This window comes from Aeromonas diversa CDC 2478-85 (assembly GCF_000819805.1).
Classification (GTDB): domain Bacteria; phylum Pseudomonadota; class Gammaproteobacteria; order Enterobacterales; family Aeromonadaceae; genus Aeromonas; species Aeromonas diversa.
In genome coordinates, this window is the sequence record NZ_CDCE01000037.1 from 302,706 (window position 1) to 326,172 (window position 23,467).

Below are 23,467 nucleotides of genomic sequence, written 5' to 3' on the forward strand. Positions count from 1 at the left end.
ACGGTGCGTGGTAAGTTCAAATCCCTGACCATGGTCAACTGGAACGGCTTCTTCGCCCGGACCTTCGATCTCGACCAGCTGGTCACCACCCTCTCCGGCGGTAACGGGGCGGGTAAGTCCACCACCATGGCGGCCTTCATCACGGCCCTCATCCCGGACCAGACTCTGCTTCACTTCCGTAACACCACCGAGGCGGGCTCCAGCAGCGCCTCTCGCGACAAGGGGCTCTACGGCAAGTTGCAGCGCGGCCATTGCTATTCGCTGCTGGAGGTGATGAACAGCCGCGAGCAGCGCATCTGGGTCGGCGTGCACCTGGAGCAGGTGGCCAACCGGGACAACAAGGTCAACATCACCCCGTTCGCCCTGGTGGACGTACCGGATGGCCTGGCCCCGACCGATCTGCTGCTGGAAAAGCTCGACGACGGCAAGGGCCGGGTGCGCGCGTTTGCCGATCTGAAGGCGGCGGCGGTGCAGCTGGGCTCGCTCAAGGTGGCCAAGTTCAATTCGGTGACCGACTACCACAACTTCATGTTCGAGTTCGGCATCACCCCGAAGAAGCTGCGCGATCAGAAGGATCGCAGCAAGTTCTATCGCCTGATCGAGGCCTCCCTCTACGGCGGCATCTCGTCGTCGATCAGCCGATCCTTGCGCGAATACCTGCTGCCGGAGAACTCCGGTGTGCGCAAGGCGTTCCAGGACATGGAGGCGGCCATCTACGAGAACCGCCGCACCCTGGAGGCGATCAAGGAGACCCAGGGTCAGCGGGATCTGTTCAAGAACCTCATCACCGAGACCACCCACTACGTGGCCGCCGACTATGTGCGCAACGCCGCCGAGAAGGCCCGTCTCTCCGAGCTGGCCCTCAAGGCGAGAGCCGAGCTCTCGGACAAGCGCCGCCTGCTGGCCGAAGAGAAGCAGCGTGCCATCTATCTGGCCGACGAGGTAGAGCAGCTCACCAACCGCGAGAAGCTCCTGACCGACGAGCTCGAGACCGCCGCCGAGCACCTGGGCAAGGTGATGGCCGCCGTGGCGCTCAAGAAGAAGATTGAACTCTACCGCGCCGATCTGCAGGAGCTGGTCGACAAGCTGGAGCAGCAGAGCGCCGTGGTCGAGGAGATTCAGGCCCGCTTGCTCGACGCCGAAGAGCGCCGCGAGCGCGCCCTGGCCGAGGTGGACAGCCTCAAGACCCAGTTGGCGGACTACCAGCAGGCGCTGGACATCCAGCAGACCCGCGCCATCCAGTACCGCCAGGCGGTGCAGGCGATGGAGACCGCCCGTGAGCAATGCGAGCTGGCCGATCTCGACGCCGGCAACGCCCATCAGCAGCTGGCCGCCCTGCGCGAGCGCGAGAGCCAGCTCACCCGCGCCGTGCTCGATGCCGAGCAGCAGCTGGCCCTGGCCAAGACGGCCGCCAGCGACTACGAGCAGGCCATGACCCTGCTTCTGAGCGTGGCGCCGCAGACCCAACGGGGCGATGCCTACACCGTGGCCCAGCAGCTTGGCCGTCGCCTCATCGAGGAGCGTGCCCTGCTGGCGCAAGGGGAGGGGCTGCGCGCCGCGCTCGTCCGCCTCGAGAAAGAAGTGGCCGGCGCCGAGCAGCTCGGCAAGCTGGTGGCCCAGCTCGCCGAGAGCGGCGCCCGGGTGGAGGATGGCGACGAGCTGGATCTGCTGCTCGAGGGGCTGCGTACCCGCCGTGAGGAGCTCGACGAAGAGGCCGAGGGGATCGCCCAGCGCCGCTCCGAGCGCCGTCATCAGAGCGAGCAGCTCGAGCGCGACATCAAGGCCCTCACCGCCCTGGCCCCCCGCTGGCTGCAGGCGAGCGACAAGCTCGAGCAGTTGCGCGAGCAGAGCGGCCTGCCTCTTGCCACCGCCGAGGAGATCTCTCTTGGCATGAGCCAGGTGCTGGCGGACGAGCGCCGCTTCGAGCAGGAGAGCCGCGACATCCAGGGCCGCAAGCAGGCCATCGAGCTGCAGGTCAAAAACCTGCAGCTGGGTGCCGGTGAGGCGGATTCGCGCCTGTCGCGCATCGCCGAGCAGGTGGGGGGCGTGCTGCTCTCCGACGTCTACGACGACATCTCCATCGACGACGCGCCCTACTACTCCGCCCTCTATGGCCCGGCCCGCTGCGCCCTGGTGGTGCTGGATCTGGATGGCGCCATCGAACGCCTCAAGGCCCTCGACGACTGCCCCGAGGACATCTACCTCATCCAGGGCAATCCCGACTCGTTCGATGAGGATCTGGTCGAGGCCGACGAGCTCGGCAACGCCGTGCTGGTGCGCACCAGCAAGCGCCAGGTGCGCTATTCCCGCTACCCTGAGCTGCCGCTGTTTGGCCGCGCGGCGCGGGAGAAACGCATCGAGCAACTGGAGGTCGAGCGCGATGCCCTGGTCGAGGCCTACGCCAAGGCGGCCTTCGAGCAGCAAAAATTCCACCGTCTCTATCAGCACTTCAGCGACTTCGTCGGCACGCACCTCGGCATCGCCTTCCAGGCGGATCCGGAGCTCGAGATCGAGCAAAAGCAAGCCGCCCTGCGCCAGCTGCAAGGGGTGGTGGGGGAGAGCGAGCGCGAGCTGCAATCCCTCAAGGGGGCTCAGGCCCAGGTGGCCCGCCAGCTGCAACTGGCCCAGGCCATGCTGCCGCTGGCCCACCTGTTCGGCGAACCGGTGGGTGAGCAGCTCGAGGAGGCGCGCGCCCAGGTGGCCCGCCTCGACGCGGCCCGCGACTTTGTGGCCCGCCACGGGGTCACCCTGGAAAAACTCGAGGCCATGAATCAGGCCCTGCGCCAGGATCCCCAGGGGCTCGCCGAGCTGCAGGCCACCTTCGATCGGGAGCACGGGGCGCTCTCCGAGCAGAAACGCCGCTGCTACCTGCTCGATCAGGTGGTGGCCCGTCTGCCGCACCTGGCCTATCAGGATGCCCAGGACCTGCTTGGCAAGGCCTCCGAGATGAGCGAGCACCTCAAGGCCAAGCTTAAGGCCGCCGAGGTGGACGCCCGCGCCGCCGGTGAGCAGCACAAGCAAATCAGTGCCCAGCACACCGAGGCGATGCAGGTACGCACGGCGCTCAACTCCAGCGTCGAAGCCAAGGCCGAGACCCTGCGCGAGTTCGAGCAGGAGCTCGGTGCCATGGGGTTGACCCTGTCGGACGACATGGAAGAGAAGGCCCGTGGCCACAAGAAGGAGATCGAGGAGCTGCTCATTCGCACCCGCTCCCGTCGTACCAGCGCCGAGGCCCAGCTGCAGGTGACCAAGCGCGAGATCGAATCCCTCGGCGGTCGCCTCAAGGTGGAGGGTAAGGACTACTTCGGCGCTCGCAAGGCCCTGGTCGGCCACAAGGCGAGCTGGTCGCGCGTGGTGCGCCTGGCCCGCGAGACCGACGTGGAGAAGCGCCTCAATCGCCGCGAGCTGGCCTATCTCGATGCCGACGACCTGCGCTCCATGTCGGACAAGGCCCTCGGCGCCCTGCGGGTGGCGGTGGCGCACGACGAGGACTTGCGCGACGCCCTGCGCCGTTCCGAGGGTAACCGCAGCACCGAGCAGAAGGTCGCCTTCTACGTGCAGGTCTACCGCTATCTCAAGGATCGCATCCGCAACGACATCATCCGCTCGGACGATCCGGTGGAGGCCATCGAGGAGATGGAGATCGAGCTGGCGCGCTTGGCCGACGAGCTCAAGCAGCGGGAGAATCATCTGTCGCTCTCCTCCCACGAGGTGGCGGCCAAGATCACCAACATCATCCGCCGCGAGCAGAACCGCATCCGGGTGCTCAACCAGGGTCTGCAGAACATCGCCTTCGGTCTGGTGCGCGGGGTGCGCCTCAACGTCAACGTGCGCGAGGCCCACACCCGGCTGCTGACGGCACTCGCCGATCAGAGCGCCATGCACAACGATCTGTTCGCCGACAAGGAGCTCACCTTCTCCGAGGCGATGGCCAAGCTGTTCCAGCGTCTCAACCCGCAGGTGGAGCAAGGAGAGCGCAACTACCAGGTGATGGGGGACGTGCTGCTCGATTACCGCAACTACCTGGAGCTGGAGATCGAGGTGCTGCGCGGCGCCGATGGCTGGCTGCGCGCCGAGAGCGGCGCCCTCTCCACCGGCGAGGCGATTGGGACCGGTCAGGCCATTCTGCTGATGGTGCTCATCAGTTGGGAGGAGGAGTCCCGCCGCCTGCGTGCCAAGGACATCGCTCCCTGTCGCCTCCTGTTCCTCGACGAGGCGGCGCGCCTGGATGCCAAGTCCATCGCCACCCTGTTCGAGCTGTGCGAGCGCCAGGACATGCAGCTGCTGATTGCGGCGCCGGAGAACATCAGCCCCGAGAAGGGCACCACCTACAAGCTCATCCGCAAGGTGCAGGGCAAGCACGAACACGTGCACGTGGTGGGGCTGCGCGGGTTTGGTTTCACCGACGAGGCCGCCAGGCTCAGCGCCTGACGAGAAGTGAAATGATGCGGGGGGCCTTGGCCTCCCGCATCGTTTGTATCGGCCACGAGAGAGGGAGTCGGGGATGAAGAGGGTGAGCATGGGGCTGCTGCTTGGCGCGTGCGTTTTGCTGGCGGCCTGTAGCAGCCGCTACGATGAGGCCCACGGCGGCAGCTGGCGCGGTTACAGCGAGACCGGGCTGGCGTCGTATTATGCCGATCGCTACCACAATCGGCGCACCGCCAGCGGCGAGCCCTATCGCAAGGATCGCAGCACGGCGGCGCACCAAGTGTTGCCCTTCGGCAGCCGGGTGAAGGTGACGAATCTGGCCAACGGCAAGAGCGTGGTGGTGCGCATCAACGATCGCGGGACCTTCCCCGAGGGGCGCGTCATCGATCTCTCCCGCTCGGCCTTCGCCGCCATCGCCAATCCGGCGCAGGGGCTAATCCGGGTGCGCATTGAGGTGATCGAGTAGGGCCGTCAGGTCTCTCAGGCCTGGGGTTTTAGCAATGAAATGGGAGGCCTGCGCCTCCCATCGTGTTTCTGCTCCCGTCACTGGGTGCTGCGTTTTATGGTCTCACCGGCTTTCTCGATATCCTGACCGATACCGTGCACCGTATTGCAACCGGCGAGGGCCAGCAGTAGCAAGAGCAGACCGGCACTGAGTACTCTCATCTCTTCCTCCTTCTCGTTGGCATCTGGGCTTATGAGAAAGCGTGGCATCTTTTCAATCAGGCGCTAAGCCGAAAGCGACTGACCAGCTCCTGCTGGCGCTCGGCCAGCCGATCGAGCTGCTGACTGGTGCCGGCGACCTGATCGATGCCGCGATAGTTGAGATCCGAGATGTCCGAGATGTGATTGAGGTTGGTCGCTATCTCGGCGCTGGTGGCCTGCTGCTGCTCGGCGGCGGCCGCTATCTGGCTCGCCATGTCGTTGATCTGGGTGACGATCCCCTGGATCTCCTCCATGGCGCCGTTGGCATCGGAGCTCTGTTGCACGCTCGCCTCCATCTCGCCGGAGCACTCCTCCATCTCCTTGACGGCGCGGGAGACCGCCTGTTGCAGCCCCTCTATCATGGCGTTGATCTCGCTGGTGGAGTCGCTGGTGCGCGAGGCCAGGTTGCGCACCTCGTCGGCCACCACGGCGAAGCCGCGACCCTGCTCGCCGGCCCGGGCCGCCTCGATGGCGGCGTTGAGGGCCAGCAGGTTGGTCTGCTCGGCGATGCCGCGGATCACCTCGAGGATGTTGCCTATCTTGCTGCTCATGGTGTTCACCTCGGCGATCACCTGGCCCGCGTGCTGCAGCTTCTGGGCCAGCTGATGGGTGGTGGAGATGTTGCCGGCCATCACCTTGCGCCCGACGCGTGAGGCGCGCTCGACCTCCTGCACCTGCTCCAGGCTCTGGTGGGCGGCCTGGGCCACCTCGCGCACCGAGGCCTCCATCTGGGTCATGGCGGTGGCCACAGAGGCGGTTTCGGCGCGTTGGCGCTCGAGCTCACCGCGTACCTTCTCGGCGGTGTGGCGGTTGCTGTGGGCGGTGGCGGTGAGCTGGGTCGCCGCACCGGCCAGTTGGCCCAGCACGTCGCCCATCTGGGTGATGAGCAGGTTCACCTGGCGGGCCAGTTGGCCAAATTCGTTCTGGCTCTGGAAGCGGACCCGGGCCGTCATCTCCCCTTGGGTGACGGCGCCCAAGACGCTCAGCAGCTCTTGAAGCGGGCGGCGAATGGCCTTGCCAAGGCCCCAGGCGACCAGCAGGGCCAGCACGATGGCGGCGGCGATGGCCATGCCCTGGGTGAGGCGGCTCTGGCTGAGCACGCCATCGGCGGCGGCGATGCTCTGATCCATGATCTGGCGGCTCTCCTGATCGACGCTGGCCAGGGTCTGCTGGATGGCGACGACCTGTTCGCCGGCGGCGCTGCGCTGCGCCTGCATGTCAGACTGCTCGCGCATCAGGGCGAGGTATTGCACCAGCACCCCCTCGTCGGCCGTGGTGTCACGCACGAAGGCGCGCACCTGGTGACCCAGATCGTTATCGAAGTTGGGCAGCTCGTTTTCCAGATCCTTGACCGTGGCGTTGAACCCCTGGATCTGCATCTTGTTGCGTTTGAGGGCGGCCTCAATGCTCGCGGTCGCGCTCTGGTTGAGGGCATCCATGGTGGAGAGTTCGATGGTCGAGAGCTGGGTGGTGAGCTTCTCGGCGAGCATCTTAATGAAGCTGTCATCGATAGTGATCATCATGTCGGCCAGGTTCTTCTTGAACTGAGGCAGGGTCACCTGAAACTGACCCTTGGCCCGGTTCACCTTGGTCAACCGCTCCAGCATGCTGCGCCGGGTGGCGGGCAACGGCGCGGTCTGATCCAGGTATTGGCCAACCTGGCTGGAGAGGGTCGCCAACGACGAGCTCAACTGGGTGTGGCTGGCCGCCGCCTGTTTGAGTTCGGCCAGGGCAGCCCGGGTCGCTTCGCGCTCAGTGGTGAGGTGCTTGACCTCTTCATCGAGCACCTTGAGATCCGATTCGGAAAGGGTGTCGCTGAGCCAGCGATGGGTCTCTAGCAGTACGATTTGGGTGCGAGCGCTGGCCTGCACCAGGGGCATGGACTGATCCGTGACCCGGGTCAAGGCCCCCTTGAGCTGCCCCTGACTGAAGAAGGTGAGCGACGAGGCGCCGACCATCACGAGGATCAGGATGGCAAATCCCAGATAGACTCGCTGCAAGATTGAAAGGTTGTGTACGTTCATTATTGTGTTGTCCCGCTGTCACTGTGTTCCTGTCGATGCGACTATCGGCATTTTTAACAGTAAATCGAGCAGAAGTGGCAAGGCACGTAGCAGAAAAGGGGGCCAGCTCACACTTGCCCGAAAAGGTGGCGCCACAAGGCACTTTCCTTTACCCTCACTCCACTGCCAACCCTTTGTTTTCAAGGAGTCTATCCATGGCTGAGGAAACCATTTTCAGCAAGATCATCCGCAAGGAAATCCCGGCCCAGATCCTCTATCAGGACGATCTGGTCACCGCGTTTCGCGATATCAGCCCCAAGGCACCGACCCATATTCTGCTCGTCCCCAATGTGTTGATCCCGACCGTTAACGATGTCGAGCCCGAGCATGAGGCCGCCCTCGGTCGTCTCTTCACCGTCGCCCGCAAGCTGGCCGCCGAGGCAGGTATTGCCGAGGATGGCTATCGCCTGGTCATGAACTGCAACCGTCACGGCGGACAAGAGGTCTATCACATCCATATGCATCTGCTGGGCGGCAAGCACCTGGGTGCCCTGGTGAGCTGCTAAGGCAGCTCCTGTCGTCCGGGTGCCGGTGTGGCATCGATCTTCTGCCGGGGTTTGCCCTAGCATTAGCGTTCATGGCGGGGCAGTGGCTCCGCCATCTGTCTTTTGTTGAGAGAGTAAACAAGATGAAGATGCGTCTCCTGATGCTGGCCACGGCCCTCCTGCTGGGGGGCTGTAGCGTTAATCCCTACAACTGGCCCGGCAGCGAGAGCCCGGCGCCGGTCAAGCCGGCAAAGCCGACCCCACCGCCCGTGGTGAAACCCGCCAAGCCGCAGCAGCCCGAGTCGGTCAAGCCGTCGCAGAGCACGGCCACCCTGGCCCAGGCCATGGCCGACAGCTTCGTGCAGGCCCCCGAGGTGCGTCAGCTGGCGCCTTCCGCCCCCGTCTTGCTGCTGACCCCCCCGCAGAACGGCACCGGTGAGCCGGTCGATACCCGACTCATGGCCGATATCATGAGAAAGCGCATCGCGGCCCAGGCCGGCTTTCGTTTCGTCGACTCGGGCCAGGTGGCCGCCATTACTAGCCAGCTCGAGTATCAGCAGGGGGGGATGAATCCGGCCTCTCTGGTGCGTCTGGGCCGTCAGAGTGGCGCCGGGCTCATGCTCTACGGGGATCTGGCCAGGGAAGGGGGGCGTTATCGCCTCTCCATGAGCCTGATGGACCTGCGAAGCGGGGAGCTGCTCTGGAATGGCAGTCGTGCCGCCGGCCGCTGAGCCGCAGCGGCTGATCCTGCCCGCGCCCTGGTGTGATGCCGCCGTCGACGCCGTCGCCGGCGGCCTGACCAACCGCAACCTGCGCCTGCGCGCCGCCGATGGGCGCCGGGCCTTCCTGCGCATCGGCCACCCCTCGCCGGAGCACCTTGGCATCGATCGCCACCAAGAGTGGCGCCTCTATCAGCAGGCGGCCCAGGCGGGGTTGGCGCCTCCCTGCCTGTTTGCCGACCCCGGGCGCGGCGTCTTGCTACTCGAGTGGTGTGACGAGCCGAGCTGGGCCGAGCGCCCGCCTTCGCAGGCAGAGGCCATCTCTGCCCTGGCGCACCTGCTGGCGGGTCTGCACCGGCTGCCTGTGCCTGAGGTCAGCATGGCCGTGCGTCCCCATGCGCGGCGTTATCGCCGCCAACTGCTCACTGTGCCCGACTGGCTGTCTGCCCTGGAGCGGCCGCTGCTGGCCAGCCGCGAGCCCGCTGGGGCCCTGCGGGCCTGCCATCACGATCTCAACCCGGCCAACTTGCTCGGGCCGCGCCCCTGGGTGGTGGACTGGGAGTATGGCGCAGCGGGTCATCCGGGCTTTGAGCTCGCCTCCATCTTGCGCACCCATGGCTGGTGCGAGGAGCGGGGCGACGAGTTGGAGGCTTGCTATCTGGCCGGCGGCGGGGCATGTTCAGAGTTGACGTTTCGTCCCTTCTTGCCTTGGGTCGACTACATAGCCCTGCTCTGGGCCCTGGTGCGTCAGCAAGAGGGGGAGGAGATGAGCAGTTGGATTGATAGCTATCGTCAACGACTGGAGTGATCCCATGATGCGAACCCGAGCCTGGTTGCTTGGTCTGCTCTGCCTCTTGCTGGTCGGCTGCTCGACCCGCCTCATCTACAACTGGCTCGATTGGGCCATCGTCTGGCAGCTGGACGATTACTTCTCCCTGACCCGGGATCAGCGCAGCGCCCTGGATAGGGAGGTGAGCGGTCTGATGCGCTGGCACCGCAAGTCGGAGATCCCCGCCTACGGCGCCCAGCTCAAGGGGCTGAGCGAGGCAGTGGCCAGTCCCATGACGACGGCTCAGGTCGACAAGCACCTGGCGGCTCTGGAGGGGGATCTCGATCGCCTCATCGCCGATGCCATGCCAAGGGCGGTGCGTCTGGCCGAACAGCTCACCGATGCGCAGCTACAGCGTTTTCTCAAGGAGCGGCGGCAAAAGCTGGCGCAAAAACGCGAGGAGTTTCGCCGCAACCCGCGCGAGCAGGAGCTGCGCGAGTTCACCGAGAAGATGAACACCCGGCTGACCTTTTGGATAGGCGAGGTGAAGCCGGCGCAGGCGCCACTGGTCGCCCGTTGGGTCGAATGGCAATACGAGCTCTACGGCCCCTGGCTCGACTATCAGCTGCATTGGTGGGATGAGCTCGAGCAGGTGGTCAGGCTCAAGGGCACCCCTGAGTTTGCGCCGGCCTTCGAGCGCCTGCTCGCCAGCGGCGACAGCCTGATGGGGGGGCGCTACACGGGTTACACGGCCCAGTCGCGCCAGCGAACCGTGCAGTGGTTATCGGACTTGAGCCAGAGCCTCGATCTCTCCCAGCGGGCCCATCTCTATGGCCTGCTCAAGGGATATGCCGATGACTTCATGGAGATGGCGCGCCGTTGAGGCATGCCGTCCGCGTCCTTGTGAGGGGGAGGGGGTCATGATATGGTGCCTCCTTTGCTTTTGCCCGTGAGACGACGTTTGCGCTTTTCCTGGCTTAAAACCTTCCTTCTGGGGAGCCTGCTCTCTCTGATCCTGTGCAGCTTTTGGGGTGCAGGGACAGAGGCATCTGCGCATCCGGATGGCGGTGTGGTCGCCGGGGTTAGCCAGCCGCTTCAGGACAATCTGGAGGGGATCCTCACTCATCAGACCCATCTGCTGCGCCTCGAGCAGGGACTTCGCAGCGATGACGAGCCGGGCGATACGCTTCGTCTCTTGCTGACCGAGTGGTCCCTTGCCGAGATCCAGCAGCTGCTGTTTGGTCTGCTCCTCGTCCCCGGTATCGCCTACCTCAGGTACTCCTTTCGGGATCGCTTCAGCCGAGATGATCGGCGAAGACGAGTCCGTCCCCATCTTCTCTATCGCTTCCTCCAGCGCCATCGCGCCTTGCCGCTGATGGCCTGACGCGCAGCCGCGCAGACAGGTCTTCCCTCTCGTGGGCTTCACGCCGGTGAAGCTGCCGTTTTCTCTATTGGGATGCTGTCATGACCAACCAGACCCGACGCCGTGCCAAGCATGGCGCCATCAACCGCATGAGCCGCTGGCGTTACGCCCTGCTGCTGCTCATGCTGGCGACCTTTACCTTTTATTCTCTGCCCACCTTCTTCGGTGAGCAGCCTTCCATTGGACTTCATGGCCAGACGGCACTGAGCGATGCCCAGGCGCACGCCCTGGCCGAGCGCCACATAGCGCCGAGGCTCGTCATCGCCGAGGCGGATCGACTCGAGCTGGTGTTTACCAGCCAGGATGAGCAGCAAGGGGCCAAGTTGGCACTCGATGCGCTCGGGGCCAGCACCACGCTGGAGTTTCACGCCAATGCTCCTGCCTGGCTCAAGGCTCTGGGCGCGGCCCCCATCAAGCTCGGGTTGGACTTGCGCGGGGGATCGCAGCTGCTGATCGCCGTCGACACCGACTTCGTGCTGGAGCGCCAGACCAGCAATCTGGTCGACTCACTGCGCTCGGCCCTGCGGGAGGCCCGCCTGCGCGGCGCCGTGGTGCAGCGTATCGGGCTCGACAAGGTGGCGGTGACCCTGCCTGCCGGGGAGCCTGCCGCCCCCTATCTCTCGCTTATTCGCCCCGAGCTGGGTCAGGGGCAGTGGCAGTTGGAGCGCGAGGCGGGGCGTCTGCTATTGACCCTGTCGCCCAAGGAGCGCAGCGAGCTCATCAACAATGCGGTGAGCCAAAACCAGACGATTTTGCAAAAGCGGATCCACGAGCTCGGCATCGTCGAGGCGGCGGTGCAGCGCCAGGGGCAGAGCGCCATTCGCATCGAGCTGCCCGGGGTGCACAATCCCAAACAGGCCAAGGAGGTGCTGGGGGCCACCGCCTCGCTGGCCTTCTACGAGGTGGTGCCTGAGGGGGGCGTCAAGGTGGCCGATCGCAGCGGTCGCCCGATCCCGCTCGCCCGCAAGCCGGTGCTGACCGGTGAGCACATCGTCGATGCCCGCGCCAGCATGGGAGAGAGTGGCCAACCTCAGGTCGGCATAGTGCTCGACGGGGCCGGCGGCAGCGTGATGAGCCGCTTTAGCCGCCTGCATGTGGGCAAGCCCATGGCCTCGCTCTTCACCGAGTACAAGAGCAATGGGGAGGGCAAGCTCATCGCCCGCAGCGAGGTGATCAACGTCGCCACCATCCAGACGGCGCTGGGCAGTCAGTTTCGCATCACCGGCCTTGCCAGCATGAGCGAGGCGCAAGATCTCGCCATGCTGCTGCGCGCCGGCGCCCTCACAGCCCCGCTCAAGATCCTCGAGGAGCGCTCGATAGGCCCGACCCTGGGGATGCAGAACATAGAGGCGGGCTTCAGCGCCCTGGCCTTTGGCATGGCGGGCATGGCGCTCTTCATGATCCTCTGGTACCGCAAGTTTGGCTGGGTCGCCATCACGGCCCTGGTGGCCAACCTGCTGATGCAGGTGGGCATGCTGGCCCTGCTACCCGGCGCCGTCCTGACCCTGCCCGGCATCGCCGGTCTGGTGCTGACGGTGGGCATGGCGGTGGACACCCATGTGCTCATCTTCGAGCGCATCAAGGACAGGTTGCGGGAGGGGGCGAGCCTAGCGAGCGCCATCGATTTTGGTTATCGCAGCGCGTTTCGCACGATTTTTGATGCCAATATCACCACGCTCATCAGCGCCGTCATCCTCTACTCGGTGGGCTCGGGCCCGCTGCAGGGCTTCTCCATCACCCTGATCCTGGGTCTTATCTCCAGCATGATCACCGGGATCTGGGGCACCCGTGCCATCATCAACCCACTCTGGGGGCAGAGCTCCCAGACGCTCTTGAGGGTATAAGTCATGACCAATCGTCTGATCGCCAACCTGACTCGCCTGCGCTATCTGGGGCTGCTGCTTTCTCTGTTGCTCACCGGCTACTGCGTCTGGTTGCTTGCCTCGCACGGGCTGCAACTGGGGCTCGATTTCACCGGTGGCTCCCTGCTGGAGTTTCGCATCGATACCCTGCGCTCGGCTCAGGATCTCAATGCCTTGTTGACGCCTCCCCTGAAGGGGGCCATCGAGCTCCATTCGGCCGGTGCACCGGGGGAGTGGCTCATCAAGCTGCCCGACCATGCCCTTGCCTGGAGCCCACAGGAGCTGGGCACCTTGCTGGCTGAGCAGCTGGGTGTACCCGTCGAGCTCTTGCGCACCACCCAGATGGGGCCCCAGGTGGGTGCCGAGCTGCTCGGACAGGGGATGTTGGCGTTGTTGGCTGCGTCGCTGGCCATCAGCGCCTATCTCGCCTTTCGCTTCGAGTGGCGCCAGGCGCTGGGGGTGCTTGCCTCGGTGGCGCACGATGCGTTGGTGGCGCTGGGGCTCATCGCCATGCTCGGAATCGAGTTTGATCTCAACGTGATCGCCGGGCTGATGGCGGTGATCGGATATTCGCTTAACGACAGCATCGTCATCTCGGACCGGCTGCGAGACATCCTCTGCTCGCGTCAGCCCCCTTCGATCCATGAGTGTACCGACCGGGCCGTGGTGGCTACCTTCAGCCGCACCCTGATCACCTCGGGCACCACCCTCTTTACCGTGGGGGCCCTGCTACTGCTCGGGGGGGAGGCGCTACACGGCTTCGCCTTTACCCTCTTCGCCGGGGTGCTGACGGGGACGCTCTCCTCCATCACCATCGCCACGCCCATTCAGGAGCTGCTGGGCTTGAGCCCGGCGGCGTATCAGAAGACGGAGATCCCCGAGGGCGCCTGATGGTGAGGCTGGCAGAGGGGGACCTCTGCCAGTTGCCTGATTCAGAATGACGAGCCAGGCTCGCCGAGAAAGGCCAGCTCGCTTTCGCTGCTCTCGCGGCCGAGAATGGCATTGCGATGGGGAAAACGGCCGAAGCGGGCGATGATATCCCGGTGACGGCGGGCAAAGTCAAGATAGTCCCCAAACGGGGCGTGGGGGTGGTGCTCGAAGAGCCGCTCAAACAGGGCGACGCTGAGATCTTGCAGCTCCAGGCTCTCGGCATGCTCCAGGGGCAGGTAGAAGAAGAGGCGCTCTATGGGGAGAAGATGGGTGTCATGGCCATGGGCCAACCCCTCCAGGCAGAGCTGCTGAGCGCGCCCATCCTGGGCAAACGATTCTGGCTGCCCCCGACAGGTGTTGCGCGGCAATTGATCGAGCAGCAGCAGCAGGGCGAGGCAGCTTTTCGGTTGCCAGCACCAGTCGTCGAGTTCCCCCTCGGCGGCTTGCCGCTGCAGCGTGCCAAATTGCAGCCTGAGTTGCCTGTCTACTTCCTCATCCTTACCCCACCAGAGGCCGGCCTGGCGCTGGGCCAGGGTAGCGGCATCGGCAGGTTCGCCAAACCAAGTGTCGAGCAGGGTATTCCATGGCTCCATCAGAGGCTCCTTATCGTCGTTTATCCCTGTATTAAGGGTAGCATTCGCTCCCCGCACGGGGTGGGGTGGTTGCCGTTAGGGTCACATGGGGTAGACTGTTGCCTCTTTTTTACAGTTGGAGTGCTCCGGATGGCCGGAACCAGTTTGCTGGCACTGCTCGATGATATCGCCGCCGTGCTCGATGATGTTGCCCTGATGACCAAGGTGGCTGCCAAGAAGACGGCGGGTGTGCTGGGGGATGATCTCGCCCTCAATGCCGAGCAGGTGAGCGGCGTGCGCGCCGAGCGCGAGCTGCCCGTGGTGTGGGCGGTGGCAAAGGGCTCCTTTCGTAACAAGCTGATCCTGGTGCCGGCCGCCCTGCTGATCAGTGCCCTGGTCCCCTGGCTCATCACCCCTCTGCTGATGCTGGGGGGCGCCTACCTCTGCTTCGAGGGGGCCGAGAAGCTGGCGCACAAGTTCCTCGCTCATGACGCAGAGGATCAGGGCGCCGCCGAGCCCATTCCTGACGATCTGGTCGCCTACGAGAAGGAGAAGGTCAAGGGGGCCATTCGCACCGACTTTATCCTCTCGGCCGAGATCATTGTCATCGCCCTGGGCACGGTCCAGGGGAGCGCCTTCCCGGTGCAGGTGAGCGTGGTGGCGGGGATCGCCGTGCTGATGACCATAGGGGTCTACGGCCTGGTGGGGCTCATCGTCAAGCTCGACGACATAGGCCTGCATCTGGTCAACAAGGGGGAGGGCGGCACCCTGGCGGCGCCGCGTCTGGCGCTGGGCCGCGCCCTGGTGGTGGTTGCGCCCAAGCTGATGCACCTGCTGGCGCTGGTGGGCACCATCGCCATGTTTATGGTGGGGGGCGGCATACTGGCGCACGGTTTGGCCCCCCTGCACCATTTCATCGAAGGGGCGGCCCAGAGCCTGGCCCCGCTCTCGGGCCTGGTCGCGGCCCTGGTGCCGAGCCTCTTGTCGGCCCTCTTCGGGATCGTCGCCGGCTTGGTGCTGGTCGGTGTCATGAGTGCCATCGGGCGTCTGCGCGGCTAGCCCTGAGCGGTACCGGGGAGTGCCATTCGGGAGTGGCAGAGACTGGCCACTCCCGTCATACTGACCAGCCGGCCCCACCCGGGCGCAGGAAGCAAACACCATAACAAGGAAGAATTCATGACCTATCAGACCATCTGGCGTGACGAGCACATCTTCACCGCCCCGGACGCCCCTGAGGTAGCCCAGACCCTGACCCGGTGCCGCGAAGGCATCGCAGCCCTTGCCGAGGCGGCCAAGGGGCTCGCCGCCGGCGATGAGGCAACGCTCGCCGAGCGGCTCGGCGCCCTGCGTGAGCAAGGGGATGCGCTTCATCACGCCATCGACAACCTGGGCACCTACGCCTATAACCGCCTGAGTCGCAACGGCAAGGAGAGCGTGTCTCGCGAGCTGTTGTCGCGGGTCATGCAGCTTGGCGCCGAGCTTGCCATGGCCGAAAAACCCGTTGAGCTGTTCTGGGCCCGGGCCGATCAGGCCCTGGTCGATAGTCTGCTGGCTCGTCCTGCCCTGCATACCCTCGCTTACCGCGTTTCCCATCAGCGGCTCCTCTCGGATCAGCTGCTCTCCCTCGAGAGCGAGCAACTGGTCGAGGGGCTGGGTGTCGACGGCCTGCAGGCCTGGGGCAATCTCTACGACACCCTGGTGGCCAAGCTGCAGGTGCAGGTCGGCGAGGAGACCCTGGGGCTGGCTCAGGCAGCCAACCTACTGTCACACCCCGAGCGTGCCCGCCGCTACGACGCCTGGCACGGCATCTATCAGGCCTGGGGCTCGGAGCAGGAGACGGTGGCGGCCATTCTCAACGCCATCAACGGCTGGCGTATCGAACTGGCCCGTCAGCGCGGCAGCGCTCGCCAGCTCGACGCCCTCGAGCTCTCTTGCCATCAGTCCCACATCGAGCGCGAGACCCTGGATACCCTGATGGCCCAGGCGTTCGAGCACAAAGATCTGGGGCGGCGCGCCCTGCGCGCCATGGCAAGCGTGCATGGGGTAAGCGACTTTGGCCCCTGGGATCTCTATGCCCCGGCCCCGGCCGAGCAATCCCGCCACTATGGCTTCGATGAGGCCATCGAGTTGGTGGCAAAGGCCTTTGACGGCTTCGATCCCGAGATGGGCGCCTTTGCCCGCATGATGGCCGAGAAGGGGTGGATCGATGCCGATCCCACCGAGGGGCGCCGTACCGGGGCTTACTGCACCGAGTATGCCGATCCCGCCGAGCCTCGGGTCTTTATCACCTTCGAAGGGACCATGGACAACGTCATCACCCTGGCTCACGAGTTGGGGCACGCCTGGCATAGCTGGCTGCTGCGCGATCAATGCCGTGTGCTGCGCAACTACCCCATGACCCTGGCCGAGACCGCCTCCATTTTCGCCGAGACACTGGTGCGTGAGGCCCTGATGGCGCAGGCCCAGAGCCGTGAGGAGCGCCGCGCCATCGCCTGGATGGAGGCCGACAGCGCCGCCGCCATGTTGGTCGATATCCCGTCCCGTTATGACTTCGAGAGCCGTCTGGTGGCTGCCCGCCATCAGGGCCACGTGGGGGCAGAGCGGCTTCGTGAGCTGATGCAAGGGGCGATGGAGTGCTGGTATGGGGATACCCTCTGCCGTCACAACGATCTCTTCTGGGCCAGCAAGGGGCACTTCTCCATCGCCGAGCTCGGGTTCTACAACTACCCCTATCTGTTTGGTTACCTCTTCAGCCTGGGGGTCTATGCCCAGCGCTCGCGCCTTGGCAGCGACTTTGCCGCCCGTTATCGGGCCCTGCTGGTGGACACCGGCGGCATGAGCGCCGAGGCCTTGGTGCAAAAACACCTGGGGGCCGATATTGGTCAACCCGACTTCTGGCGCGCCAGCCTCGCCCAGGTGGCGGGGCAGATCGAGCGCTTCGAGTCGCTCTTGTGATCCCGGGGCGGCATGGCCGCCCTTTTTCTTTTCCGGTGGCCGGTGCTCGGGAGTGCTGCAACGCTTATCCTTCGTATCACCCACGGGGGGCGCCTGCAGGCGGATCCGATGGCCCGTTTGTGCCCGGCTTTTGGTGATCCAAAGCAAGAAAGTATCAATCTGCAGTGGCAGGAATTGTCGTCCCTGGGGTAGGGTCGGAACATGCACTGCCCAGAAGTAAGGAAGCAAGCGATGATCATCTATCTGCATGGGTTTGACGCCACCAGCCCGGGCAACCACGAGAAGGTACTGCAATTGCAGTACATCGACGACGATGTGCGCTTCGTGCACTACAGCACGGTTCACCCCCGTCACGACATGAGCCATCTTCTCAAAGAGGTAAAAAAGCAGCTCGACATGAGCTCTGACCCCAAGCCCCTTATCTGCGGTGTTGGCCTCGGCGGCTACTGGAGCGAGCGGATCGGTTTTCTGTGCGGCATTCGCCAGGTGATCTTCAACCCCAACCTCCATCCGGAGGAGAACATGCAGGGGAAGATAGAGCGTCCCGAGGAGTACGTGGACATCGCCACCAAGTGTGTAACTGAGTTTCGTAATAAAAATTCAGGAAACTGCCTGTGCATCCTTTCAGTCCAGGACGAAGTGCGAGATAATCGGGACACTGAGCGAGAGCTGAAGAACTATTACGACATCGTCTGGGATGAGCGCGAGACCCACAAGTTCAAGAACATCTCGCACCATCTGCAGCGGATGAAGGCCTTCAAGGAGGCCTGATCCCTTATCACGCACGATTCGACTTTGGGGAGCCTCAGGCTCCCCTTTTTGCATTTTGAGATACGTTAGGAAAACACAACATGATGAATATCGTCGTCGTCGGTGGCGGTGCCGGTGGTCTGGAGCTGGCTACCCAACTGGGCCGTAAACTGGGCAAGAAGAACAAGGCCAGGGTGACCCTGGTCGATCGCAACCGTACCCACCTGTGGAAGCCCCTGCTGCACGAGGTCGCCACCGGCTCCATGGATGCGGGCATCGACGCCCTGAGCTATCAGTCCCACGCCAAGAACCACGGTTTCGACTTCCAGCTGGGGACCCTCACCGACATCAAGCGTGAAGAGAAACGCATCGTGCTGGCGCCCATCGTCGACGATAAGGGCGACATCGTGGTCAACGAGCGTGAGCTCCCCTATGACTATCTGGTGATGGCCATCGGCTCTGTCTCCAACGACTTCAACACCAAGGGGATCAAGGATCACTGCATCTTCCTCGACAGCCCCTCCCAGGCCCATCGCTTCCACAACAGCATGATGAACCGCTTCCTGCAGTTCGCCACCGAATACAAGCCGGGCGACAAGGTGAAGATCGCCATCGTCGGCGGTGGGGCCACCGGCGTCGAACTCTCAGCCGAGCTCTACAACGCCGTGGAGCAGCTCTACACCTATGGCTTTAAAAACCTCACCACCGACAGCCTCAAGGTGACCCTGGTGGAGGCGGGCCCGCGTATCCTGCCGGCTCTGCCCGAGCGTATCAGCGGCGCCGCCCATCAGGAGCTGGTCAAGCTCGGTGTGGACGTGCGTACCGGCACCATGATCACCGAGGCCACGGCCGAAGGGCTGCACACCAAGGATGGCGAGCTGATTGAGGCGGATCTGATGGTGTGGGCCGCCGGCATCAAGGCCCCGGACTTCATGAAAGATCTGGCGGGACTCGAGACCAACCGCATCAATCAGCTGGTGGTGCACGAGACCCTGCAGACCACCCGCGACGAGCACATCTTCGTCATCGGTGACTGCGCCGCCTGCCCGCAGCCGGATGGCAAGTTCGTGCCGCCGCGTGCCCAGTCTGCCCACCAGATGGCGACCCAGTGCCTCAAGAACATTCTGGCCAAGATGAGTGGCGCCGAGATGAAGCCCTATCGTTACCATGATCACGGCTCCCTGGTGTCGCTCAGTCGCTTCTCCACCGTGGGTAGCCTGATGGGTAACCTGATGCGCGGCTCCATGATGGTGGAAGGCTATATCGCTCGTCTGGTCTACATCTCCCTCTACCGGATGCACCAGATCGCCCTGCACGGCTACATCAAGACCGGCCTCATCATGCTGGTGGGTCGCATCAACCGGGTATTGCGCCCGACACTGAAGCTCCACTAAGGGCGACGGATGTGAAAGAGAGGCCAAGGGCCTCTCTTTTTTTATGGCCACGGCCTGTCGGTGAAACCGGGTGTTGCCAGTGGCAGGATTGGGGTAATCTGAAACCCGTTTTCACTCAAGGAGCCATCATGATCCTCTCAACTACTCCCACCCTGGAAGGCAAGACCATTCGTGAATACCGCGGCATCGTGGTGGGGGAGGCCATCCTCGGCGCCAACATCTTCAAGGATCTCTTCGCCGGCATCCGCGACATCATCGGTGGTCGCTCCGGCGCCTATGAAAAAGAGCTGGCGCGGGCCCGCGACATCGCCTTCAACGAGCTCAAAGAGCGTGCCGCTGCCCTGGGGGCCAACGCCGTGGTCGGCATCGATATGGACTATGAGGTGGTGGGCCAAAACGGCAGCATGCTGATGGTGAGCATCAGCGGCACCGCCGTCGTCGTCTAACCCCTTGTTCCCGCTGGCTCAAAGCGGGTAGGGTAGGGGCATGGCACTGTCGCACGGAGCACCCATGCCCCCACCTATTTTCCCCCCTCTGCTCAAGCCCGGGCAGACCATTGGCTTCTTCTCCCCCTCGAGTGCGGCCACCGCCTGGGCGCCGGCCCGCTTCGAGCGCGCGCGCACCTTTCTTGAAGGGAAGGGATTTGCCCTGCGTGCCGGCTCCCTGACCGGCAAGCGGGATCACTGGCGCTCCGGCTCCATCGCCGAGCGTGCCGAAGAGCTCAACGCCCTCATCCGCGATCCCGAGGTGCGCGCCATCATGTCGGTGATTGGTGGCAGCAACTCCAACTCCCTGCTGCCGTACCTCGATTACGAGGCGCTAAGGCGCGATCCCAAGATAATCATCGGTTACTCGGACGTGACCGCCCTGCTGCTCGGCATCCATGCCAAGACCGGGCTGATCACCTTCTACGGCCCGGCGCTGGTGGCCTCCTTCGGCGAGTTCGAGCCCCTGGTGGGGCGCACCTTCGATTATTTCTCGCGCCTCTGTGTCAGCGGCTGCGCCCCCCATGTGCTGCCAACCCCGACCGAGTGGAGCGATGAGCGTCTCGACTGGGAGAGCCAGAGCCGGGCCAAGCAGTGCCAGGATAACCAGTTGGTGAGCGTGGGTCGGGGGAGGGTGAGCGGACGCCTCATCGGCGGCAACCTCAACACCATGGCGGGAGTCTGGGGTTCCCCCTACATGCCGGCCATCGAGGCGGGGGACATCCTCTTTATCGAAGATTGCCTCAAGAGCGCCGAGGTGGTGGAGCGGTCGTTTGCTCACCTCAAGTTATGCGGTGTGTTCGACCGAATTGGTGGGCTGGTGCTGGGCAAGCACGAGCAGTTCGACAGCCAAGGCAGCGGCAAGCGGCCCCTCGATATCCTGCTCGAGGTGATTGGATCGCCAACCTTCCCCATTCTGGCGGAGTTTGACTGCGCCCATACTCACCCCATGCTGACCCTGCCCATCGGCGTACAGGCCGAGCTGGACGTGGATCGTGCCACCCTGACCCTGCAGGAGCCCTGGTGGCAGTAACGAGCGGGCCCGCACAGTGGCGGGCCCGAGGGTCAAGCGCGACAGGGTCAGGCGATATTGACCACGACGCGACCTCTTAGCTTGCCCTCCATCAGGGCGTGGGCCGTCTCAATCACCTGATCCAGGGTGATGTCACGGGCGATGAGGCCAAGGAGTTCACTGTCCACCAGGCGTGACAGCTTCTCCCAGGCCAGGATGCGGCGATCCCGCGGGCACATGACGCTGTCGACCCCGATGAGGCGTACCCCACGCAGAATAAAGGGGGCGACCGAGGCGGGCAGGTCGAGCCCCTGGGCCATGCCGCAGGCGGCCACGGCGCCGCCATAGCGCAAGCCGGCGCAGACGTTGGCCAGGGTATGGCTGCCGACCGTGTCGATGGCGGCCGCCCAGCGCTCGCGGGCCAGCGGTTTGCCCGGCTCGCTCAGCGCCTTGCGGTCGATCACCTCGCTCGCCCCCAGCGCCTTGAGATACTCCGCCTCCTCCTGCTTGCCGGTGGAGGCCACCACCTCATACCCCTTGCGCGCGAGCAGGGCCACCGCAAAGCTGCCGACACCGCCGCTGGCGCCGGTGACCAGCACAGGACCTGCCTGCGGGCGAATGCCGGCCTCTTGCAGGGCCATGACGCAGAGCATGGCGGTGTAGCCGGCGGTGCCGATGGCCATGGCATCGTGCGCGCTGAGTTCATTGGTGAGCGGGATCAGCCAGTCACCGTCCAGCCGGCACTGCTCGGCCAGGGCTCCCCAGTGCTTCTCGCCCACACCCCAGCCGTTGAGCAAAACCCGGTCCCCCACCCGGTAGGCGGGATGGTCGCTCTGGGTGACGACACCGGCGAGATCGATCCCCGGCACCATGGGGAAGCTGCGCACCACGGGGCCGCGGCCCGTGATGGCCAGGGCATCCTTGTAGTTGAGGGTGGAGCAGTGCACCGCGACGGTGACGTTTCCCTCGGGCAGGGCACTCGCCTCTACCTGGCTGAGGCTGGCTTGATAATGGCCTTCGGGTTTGTCGATGAGAATACAACGCATGAAGTGGCTCCCCAGGTGCTAGCGCACCGGCTGTTTTTCGATGACGCGGACCAGCTGATAGTGCAGGGATGAGCCATCGGCTGGCGGGTTCTTCACCTCACTGACCGCTACCTCGAGTCGATAGCGATAGCCCGGCTCGAACGCGAATCCCTCGATCTGTTGATAGAAGAGCTGCCAGGGCTCGCTGCTCTCTTCGCGCACCTGCATGCACTTCATGGGGGCGACCCCGACGCAGTGGGCCAGTTGGTCGTTGACTTCCATCACCTGGTTGGCGGGGCCTTGGGCACAGCCTGCCAACAGCAGGGCCCCCAGCAGCAGAGAGGATTTCATGAAGACTCCTTCGGGTGGAAAGGGGTTCATTAGAGCGCGAAAAAAAGGGGGCAGTCAATGGACTGCCCCCGGCTTAGCGGTGCGATCAGCGTTGATCGAGCGGCACAAACTCGCGCTGGGGCTCGCCGATGTAAAGCTGGCGAGGACGACCGATCTTGCTGTCCGGATCGGAGTGGAACTCGTTCCAGTGGGCGATCCAGCCGATGGTGCGGGAGATGGCGAAGATCACGGTGAACATGTTCATCGGGATGCCGATCGCCTTCATGATGATGCCGGAGTAGAAGTCCACGTTGGGGTAGAGCTTCTTCTCGACAAAGTAGGGGTCGGACAGCGCGATGCGCTCGAGCTCCATGGCCACGTCGAGCAGCTGATCCTTGATCTGCAGCTCTTTGAGCACCTCGTGACAGGTCTCGCGCATCACCTGGGCACGCGGGTCATAGTTCTTGTAGACACGGTGACCGAAGCCCATCAGACGGAACGAGTCGTTCTTGTCCTTGGCGCGGGCAATGTACTCGGGGATGCGATCGACCGAGCCGATCTCCTCGAGCATGCGCAGGCAGGCTTCGTTGGCACCGCCGTGGGCCGGCCCCCACAGGGAGGCGATCCCCGCGGCGATACAGGCAAACGGGTTGGCACCGGAGGAGCCAGCCAGACGCACGGTGGAGGTGGAGGCGTTCTGCTCGTGATCCGCGTGCAGGGTGAAGATGCGATCCATGGCGCGCTCAACCACGGGGTTGACCTTGTACTCCTCGGTCGGCACACCGAACATCATGTGCAGGAAGTTACCGGCATAGGAGAGGGCGTTACGCGGCTGCATGAAGGGCTGGCCGATGGAGTACTTGTAACACATGGCGGCCAGGGTCGGCATCTTGGAGAGCAGACGGAAGGCGCAGATCTCGCGGTGCTGCTCGTTGTTGATGTCGAGGGCATCGTGATAGAAGGCGGAGAGGGCGCCGACCACACCACACATGATGGCCATGGGGTGGGAGTCGCGACGGAAACCGCGGAAGAAGAAGGCGATTTGCTCGTGCACCATGGTATGACGGGTCACGGTACGCTGGAACTCGGCGAACTGGGCCTTGGTGGGGGCCTCGCCGTAGAGCAGGATATAGCAGACTTCGAGGTAGCTGGATTCCTTAGCCAGCTGCGCTATGGGGTAGCCACGGTGCAGCAGCACACCCTGATCCCCGTCGATATAGGTGATCGCCGACTTGCAGGAGCCGGTGGCCATGAAGCCGGGGTCGAAGGTGAAGTAGCCGTGGGCGCCGAGCTTGCGCACGTCGATCACGTCGGGTCCGATGGATCCGGAGAGGATAGGTAGTTCAACCGGATCCTGACCGGGTAGATGCAGGGTGGCTATCTTATCAGCCATAGCACGTCTCCTTTGCTCTTTATTTATATTTTGTTTCCAAGCCCCACTCTATCCCGAGAGAAGGGATGCTGGCAAAGGGTGAAAGACCCAACCAGGGTAACCGGGCGTTTGGAGCGCCCTATTTGAACCAGAAGCCCCCATCATTGTCAAATTTGCTGATTACTGGT

General features: G+C 64.1%; 21 protein-coding genes. 15 read left to right on the top strand and 6 right to left on the bottom strand.

The window, feature by feature from the left end:
• Nucleotides 1–3: 3 nt before the first annotated feature.
• Nucleotides 4–4,431 (top strand): chromosome partition protein MukB, encoded by a 4,428-nt coding sequence (gene mukB, locus BN1121_RS18625; RefSeq protein ID WP_005358581.1) that lies wholly within the window; start codon nucleotides 4–6, stop codon nucleotides 4,429–4,431.
• A gap of 73 nt (nucleotides 4,432–4,504) precedes the next feature.
• The gene (locus BN1121_RS18630) at nucleotides 4,505–4,894 is read left to right on the top strand and encodes a septal ring lytic transglycosylase RlpA family protein (protein ID WP_005358582.1); all 390 of its coding nucleotides are present in this window, start codon (nucleotides 4,505–4,507) and stop codon (nucleotides 4,892–4,894) included.
• Nucleotides 4,895–4,971: 77 nt separating this feature from the next.
• On the opposite strand, the gene BN1121_RS19615 is transcribed toward BN1121_RS18630, so the two are convergent.
• Nucleotides 4,972–5,094, bottom strand: a complete 123-nt coding sequence (locus BN1121_RS19615; RefSeq protein ID WP_005358583.1) for an entericidin A/B family lipoprotein — start codon at nucleotides 5,092–5,094, stop codon at nucleotides 4,972–4,974.
• A 56-nt stretch (nucleotides 5,095–5,150) separates the two neighbouring features.
• The gene (locus BN1121_RS18635; protein ID WP_043158012.1) at nucleotides 5,151–7,157 is read right to left on the bottom strand and encodes a methyl-accepting chemotaxis protein; all 2,007 of its coding nucleotides are present in this window, start codon (nucleotides 7,155–7,157) and stop codon (nucleotides 5,151–5,153) included.
• A 194-nt stretch (nucleotides 7,158–7,351) separates the two neighbouring features.
• On the opposite strand from BN1121_RS18635, the gene hinT reads away from it, so the two are divergent.
• From hinT to secF, 7 genes are all read left to right on the top strand, one after another.
• The gene (gene hinT, locus BN1121_RS18640) at nucleotides 7,352–7,702 is read left to right on the top strand and encodes a purine nucleoside phosphoramidase (protein WP_005358585.1); all 351 of its coding nucleotides are present in this window, start codon (nucleotides 7,352–7,354) and stop codon (nucleotides 7,700–7,702) included.
• A gap of 122 nt (nucleotides 7,703–7,824) precedes the next feature.
• A complete protein-coding gene (locus tag BN1121_RS18645) occupies nucleotides 7,825–8,412 on the top strand; it encodes an LpoB-related protein (protein WP_005358587.1) in 588 nt (195 codons plus the stop codon).
• Nucleotides 8,387–9,208 (top strand): choline/ethanolamine kinase family protein, encoded by an 822-nt coding sequence (locus BN1121_RS18650; RefSeq protein ID WP_005358588.1) that lies wholly within the window; start codon nucleotides 8,387–8,389, stop codon nucleotides 9,206–9,208. Before BN1121_RS18645 ends, BN1121_RS18650 begins: the two co-directional genes overlap by 26 nt.
• Before the next feature lie 4 nt (nucleotides 9,209–9,212).
• Nucleotides 9,213–10,052: a DUF6279 family lipoprotein gene (locus BN1121_RS18655; protein ID WP_043598186.1), complete on the top strand. Its 840-nt coding sequence runs from the start codon at nucleotides 9,213–9,215 to the stop codon at nucleotides 10,050–10,052.
• A 186-nt stretch (nucleotides 10,053–10,238) separates the two neighbouring features.
• Nucleotides 10,239–10,553, top strand: a complete 315-nt coding sequence (locus tag BN1121_RS18660) for a hypothetical protein (RefSeq protein ID WP_051067537.1) — start codon at nucleotides 10,239–10,241, stop codon at nucleotides 10,551–10,553.
• Nucleotides 10,554–10,633: 80 nt separating this feature from the next.
• Nucleotides 10,634–12,436 (top strand): protein translocase subunit SecD, encoded by a 1,803-nt coding sequence (gene secD / locus BN1121_RS18665; RefSeq protein WP_005358592.1) that lies wholly within the window; start codon nucleotides 10,634–10,636, stop codon nucleotides 12,434–12,436.
• 3 nt (nucleotides 12,437–12,439) lie between these two features.
• The gene (gene secF, locus BN1121_RS18670; RefSeq protein ID WP_043598188.1) at nucleotides 12,440–13,345 is read left to right on the top strand and encodes a protein translocase subunit SecF; all 906 of its coding nucleotides are present in this window, start codon (nucleotides 12,440–12,442) and stop codon (nucleotides 13,343–13,345) included.
• 41 nt (nucleotides 13,346–13,386) lie between these two features.
• Here secF and BN1121_RS18675 read toward each other — a convergent pair whose 3' ends face one another.
• Nucleotides 13,387–13,977 carry a DUF924 family protein gene (locus BN1121_RS18675; protein WP_005358650.1) on the bottom strand — a complete coding sequence of 197 codons (591 nt, stop codon included), beginning with the start codon at nucleotides 13,975–13,977 and terminating at the stop codon, nucleotides 13,387–13,389.
• Between the two features lie 129 nt (nucleotides 13,978–14,106).
• Between BN1121_RS18675 and BN1121_RS18680 the strand changes: the two genes are divergently transcribed.
• From BN1121_RS18680 to BN1121_RS18705, 6 genes are all read left to right on the top strand, one after another.
• Nucleotides 14,107–15,015, top strand: coding sequence for a DUF808 domain-containing protein (locus BN1121_RS18680; protein WP_005358651.1), 909 nt, complete (start codon nucleotides 14,107–14,109; stop codon nucleotides 15,013–15,015).
• Nucleotides 15,016–15,132: 117 nt separating this feature from the next.
• Nucleotides 15,133–16,911 (top strand): M3 family oligoendopeptidase, encoded by a 1,779-nt coding sequence (locus tag BN1121_RS18685; protein ID WP_005358653.1) that lies wholly within the window; start codon nucleotides 15,133–15,135, stop codon nucleotides 16,909–16,911.
• Nucleotides 16,912–17,142: 231 nt separating this feature from the next.
• A complete protein-coding gene (ycfP, locus tag BN1121_RS18690) occupies nucleotides 17,143–17,682 on the top strand; it encodes an alpha/beta hydrolase YcfP (RefSeq protein ID WP_005358656.1) in 540 nt (179 codons plus the stop codon).
• Nucleotides 17,683–17,762: 80 nt separating this feature from the next.
• A complete protein-coding gene (locus tag BN1121_RS18695; protein WP_005358659.1) occupies nucleotides 17,763–19,055 on the top strand; it encodes an NAD(P)/FAD-dependent oxidoreductase in 1,293 nt (430 codons plus the stop codon).
• Between the two features lie 128 nt (nucleotides 19,056–19,183).
• Nucleotides 19,184–19,501 carry a heavy metal-binding domain-containing protein gene (locus BN1121_RS18700; RefSeq protein ID WP_005358662.1) on the top strand — a complete coding sequence of 106 codons (318 nt, stop codon included), beginning with the start codon at nucleotides 19,184–19,186 and terminating at the stop codon, nucleotides 19,499–19,501.
• A gap of 64 nt (nucleotides 19,502–19,565) precedes the next feature.
• Nucleotides 19,566–20,573: a S66 family peptidase gene (locus BN1121_RS18705; RefSeq protein WP_005358663.1), complete on the top strand. Its 1,008-nt coding sequence runs from the start codon at nucleotides 19,566–19,568 to the stop codon at nucleotides 20,571–20,573.
• Nucleotides 20,574–20,620: 47 nt separating this feature from the next.
• Here BN1121_RS18705 and acuI read toward each other — a convergent pair whose 3' ends face one another.
• From acuI to BN1121_RS18720, 3 genes are all read right to left on the bottom strand, one after another.
• Nucleotides 20,621–21,598, bottom strand: a complete 978-nt coding sequence (gene acuI / locus BN1121_RS18710) for an acrylyl-CoA reductase (NADPH) (protein WP_043598190.1) — start codon at nucleotides 21,596–21,598, stop codon at nucleotides 20,621–20,623.
• Between the two features lie 18 nt (nucleotides 21,599–21,616).
• Nucleotides 21,617–21,928, bottom strand: a complete 312-nt coding sequence (locus BN1121_RS18715; protein WP_005358668.1) for a DUF4377 domain-containing protein — start codon at nucleotides 21,926–21,928, stop codon at nucleotides 21,617–21,619.
• 85 nt (nucleotides 21,929–22,013) lie between these two features.
• A complete protein-coding gene (locus tag BN1121_RS18720; RefSeq protein WP_005358670.1) occupies nucleotides 22,014–23,300 on the bottom strand; it encodes a citrate synthase in 1,287 nt (428 codons plus the stop codon).
• Nucleotides 23,301–23,467 lie beyond the last annotated feature (167 nt).

Excerpts from the sequence above, each read along its gene's own strand:
- BN1121_RS18630 (WP_005358582.1), top strand. The coding sequence starts at position 4,505 with ATGAAGAGGGTGAGCATGGGGCTGCTGCTTGGCGCGTGCGTTTTGCTG.
- BN1121_RS19615 (WP_005358583.1), bottom strand. The coding sequence starts at position 5,094 with ATGAGAGTACTCAGTGCCGGTCTGCTCTTGCTACTGCTGGCCCTCGCC.
- BN1121_RS18635 (WP_043158012.1), bottom strand. The coding sequence starts at position 7,157 with ATGAACGTACACAACCTTTCAATCTTGCAGCGAGTCTATCTGGGATTT.
- hinT (WP_005358585.1), top strand. The coding sequence starts at position 7,352 with ATGGCTGAGGAAACCATTTTCAGCAAGATCATCCGCAAGGAAATCCCG.
- BN1121_RS18645 (WP_005358587.1), top strand. The coding sequence starts at position 7,825 with ATGAAGATGCGTCTCCTGATGCTGGCCACGGCCCTCCTGCTGGGGGGC.
- BN1121_RS18650 (WP_005358588.1), top strand. The coding sequence starts at position 8,387 with ATGGCAGTCGTGCCGCCGGCCGCTGAGCCGCAGCGGCTGATCCTGCCC.
- BN1121_RS18655 (WP_043598186.1), top strand. The coding sequence starts at position 9,213 with ATGATGCGAACCCGAGCCTGGTTGCTTGGTCTGCTCTGCCTCTTGCTG.
- secD (WP_005358592.1), top strand. The coding sequence starts at position 10,634 with ATGACCAACCAGACCCGACGCCGTGCCAAGCATGGCGCCATCAACCGC.
- secF (WP_043598188.1), top strand. The coding sequence starts at position 12,440 with ATGACCAATCGTCTGATCGCCAACCTGACTCGCCTGCGCTATCTGGGG.
- BN1121_RS18675 (WP_005358650.1), bottom strand. The coding sequence starts at position 13,977 with ATGGAGCCATGGAATACCCTGCTCGACACTTGGTTTGGCGAACCTGCC.
- BN1121_RS18680 (WP_005358651.1), top strand. The coding sequence starts at position 14,107 with ATGGCCGGAACCAGTTTGCTGGCACTGCTCGATGATATCGCCGCCGTG.
- BN1121_RS18685 (WP_005358653.1), top strand. The coding sequence starts at position 15,133 with ATGACCTATCAGACCATCTGGCGTGACGAGCACATCTTCACCGCCCCG.
- ycfP (WP_005358656.1), top strand. The coding sequence starts at position 17,143 with ATGATCATCTATCTGCATGGGTTTGACGCCACCAGCCCGGGCAACCAC.
- BN1121_RS18695 (WP_005358659.1), top strand. The coding sequence starts at position 17,763 with ATGATGAATATCGTCGTCGTCGGTGGCGGTGCCGGTGGTCTGGAGCTG.
- BN1121_RS18700 (WP_005358662.1), top strand. The coding sequence starts at position 19,184 with ATGATCCTCTCAACTACTCCCACCCTGGAAGGCAAGACCATTCGTGAA.
- BN1121_RS18705 (WP_005358663.1), top strand. The coding sequence starts at position 19,566 with ATGCCCCCACCTATTTTCCCCCCTCTGCTCAAGCCCGGGCAGACCATT.
- acuI (WP_043598190.1), bottom strand. The coding sequence starts at position 21,598 with ATGCGTTGTATTCTCATCGACAAACCCGAAGGCCATTATCAAGCCAGC.
- BN1121_RS18715 (WP_005358668.1), bottom strand. The coding sequence starts at position 21,928 with ATGAAATCCTCTCTGCTGCTGGGGGCCCTGCTGTTGGCAGGCTGTGCC.
- BN1121_RS18720 (WP_005358670.1), bottom strand. The coding sequence starts at position 23,300 with ATGGCTGATAAGATAGCCACCCTGCATCTACCCGGTCAGGATCCGGTT.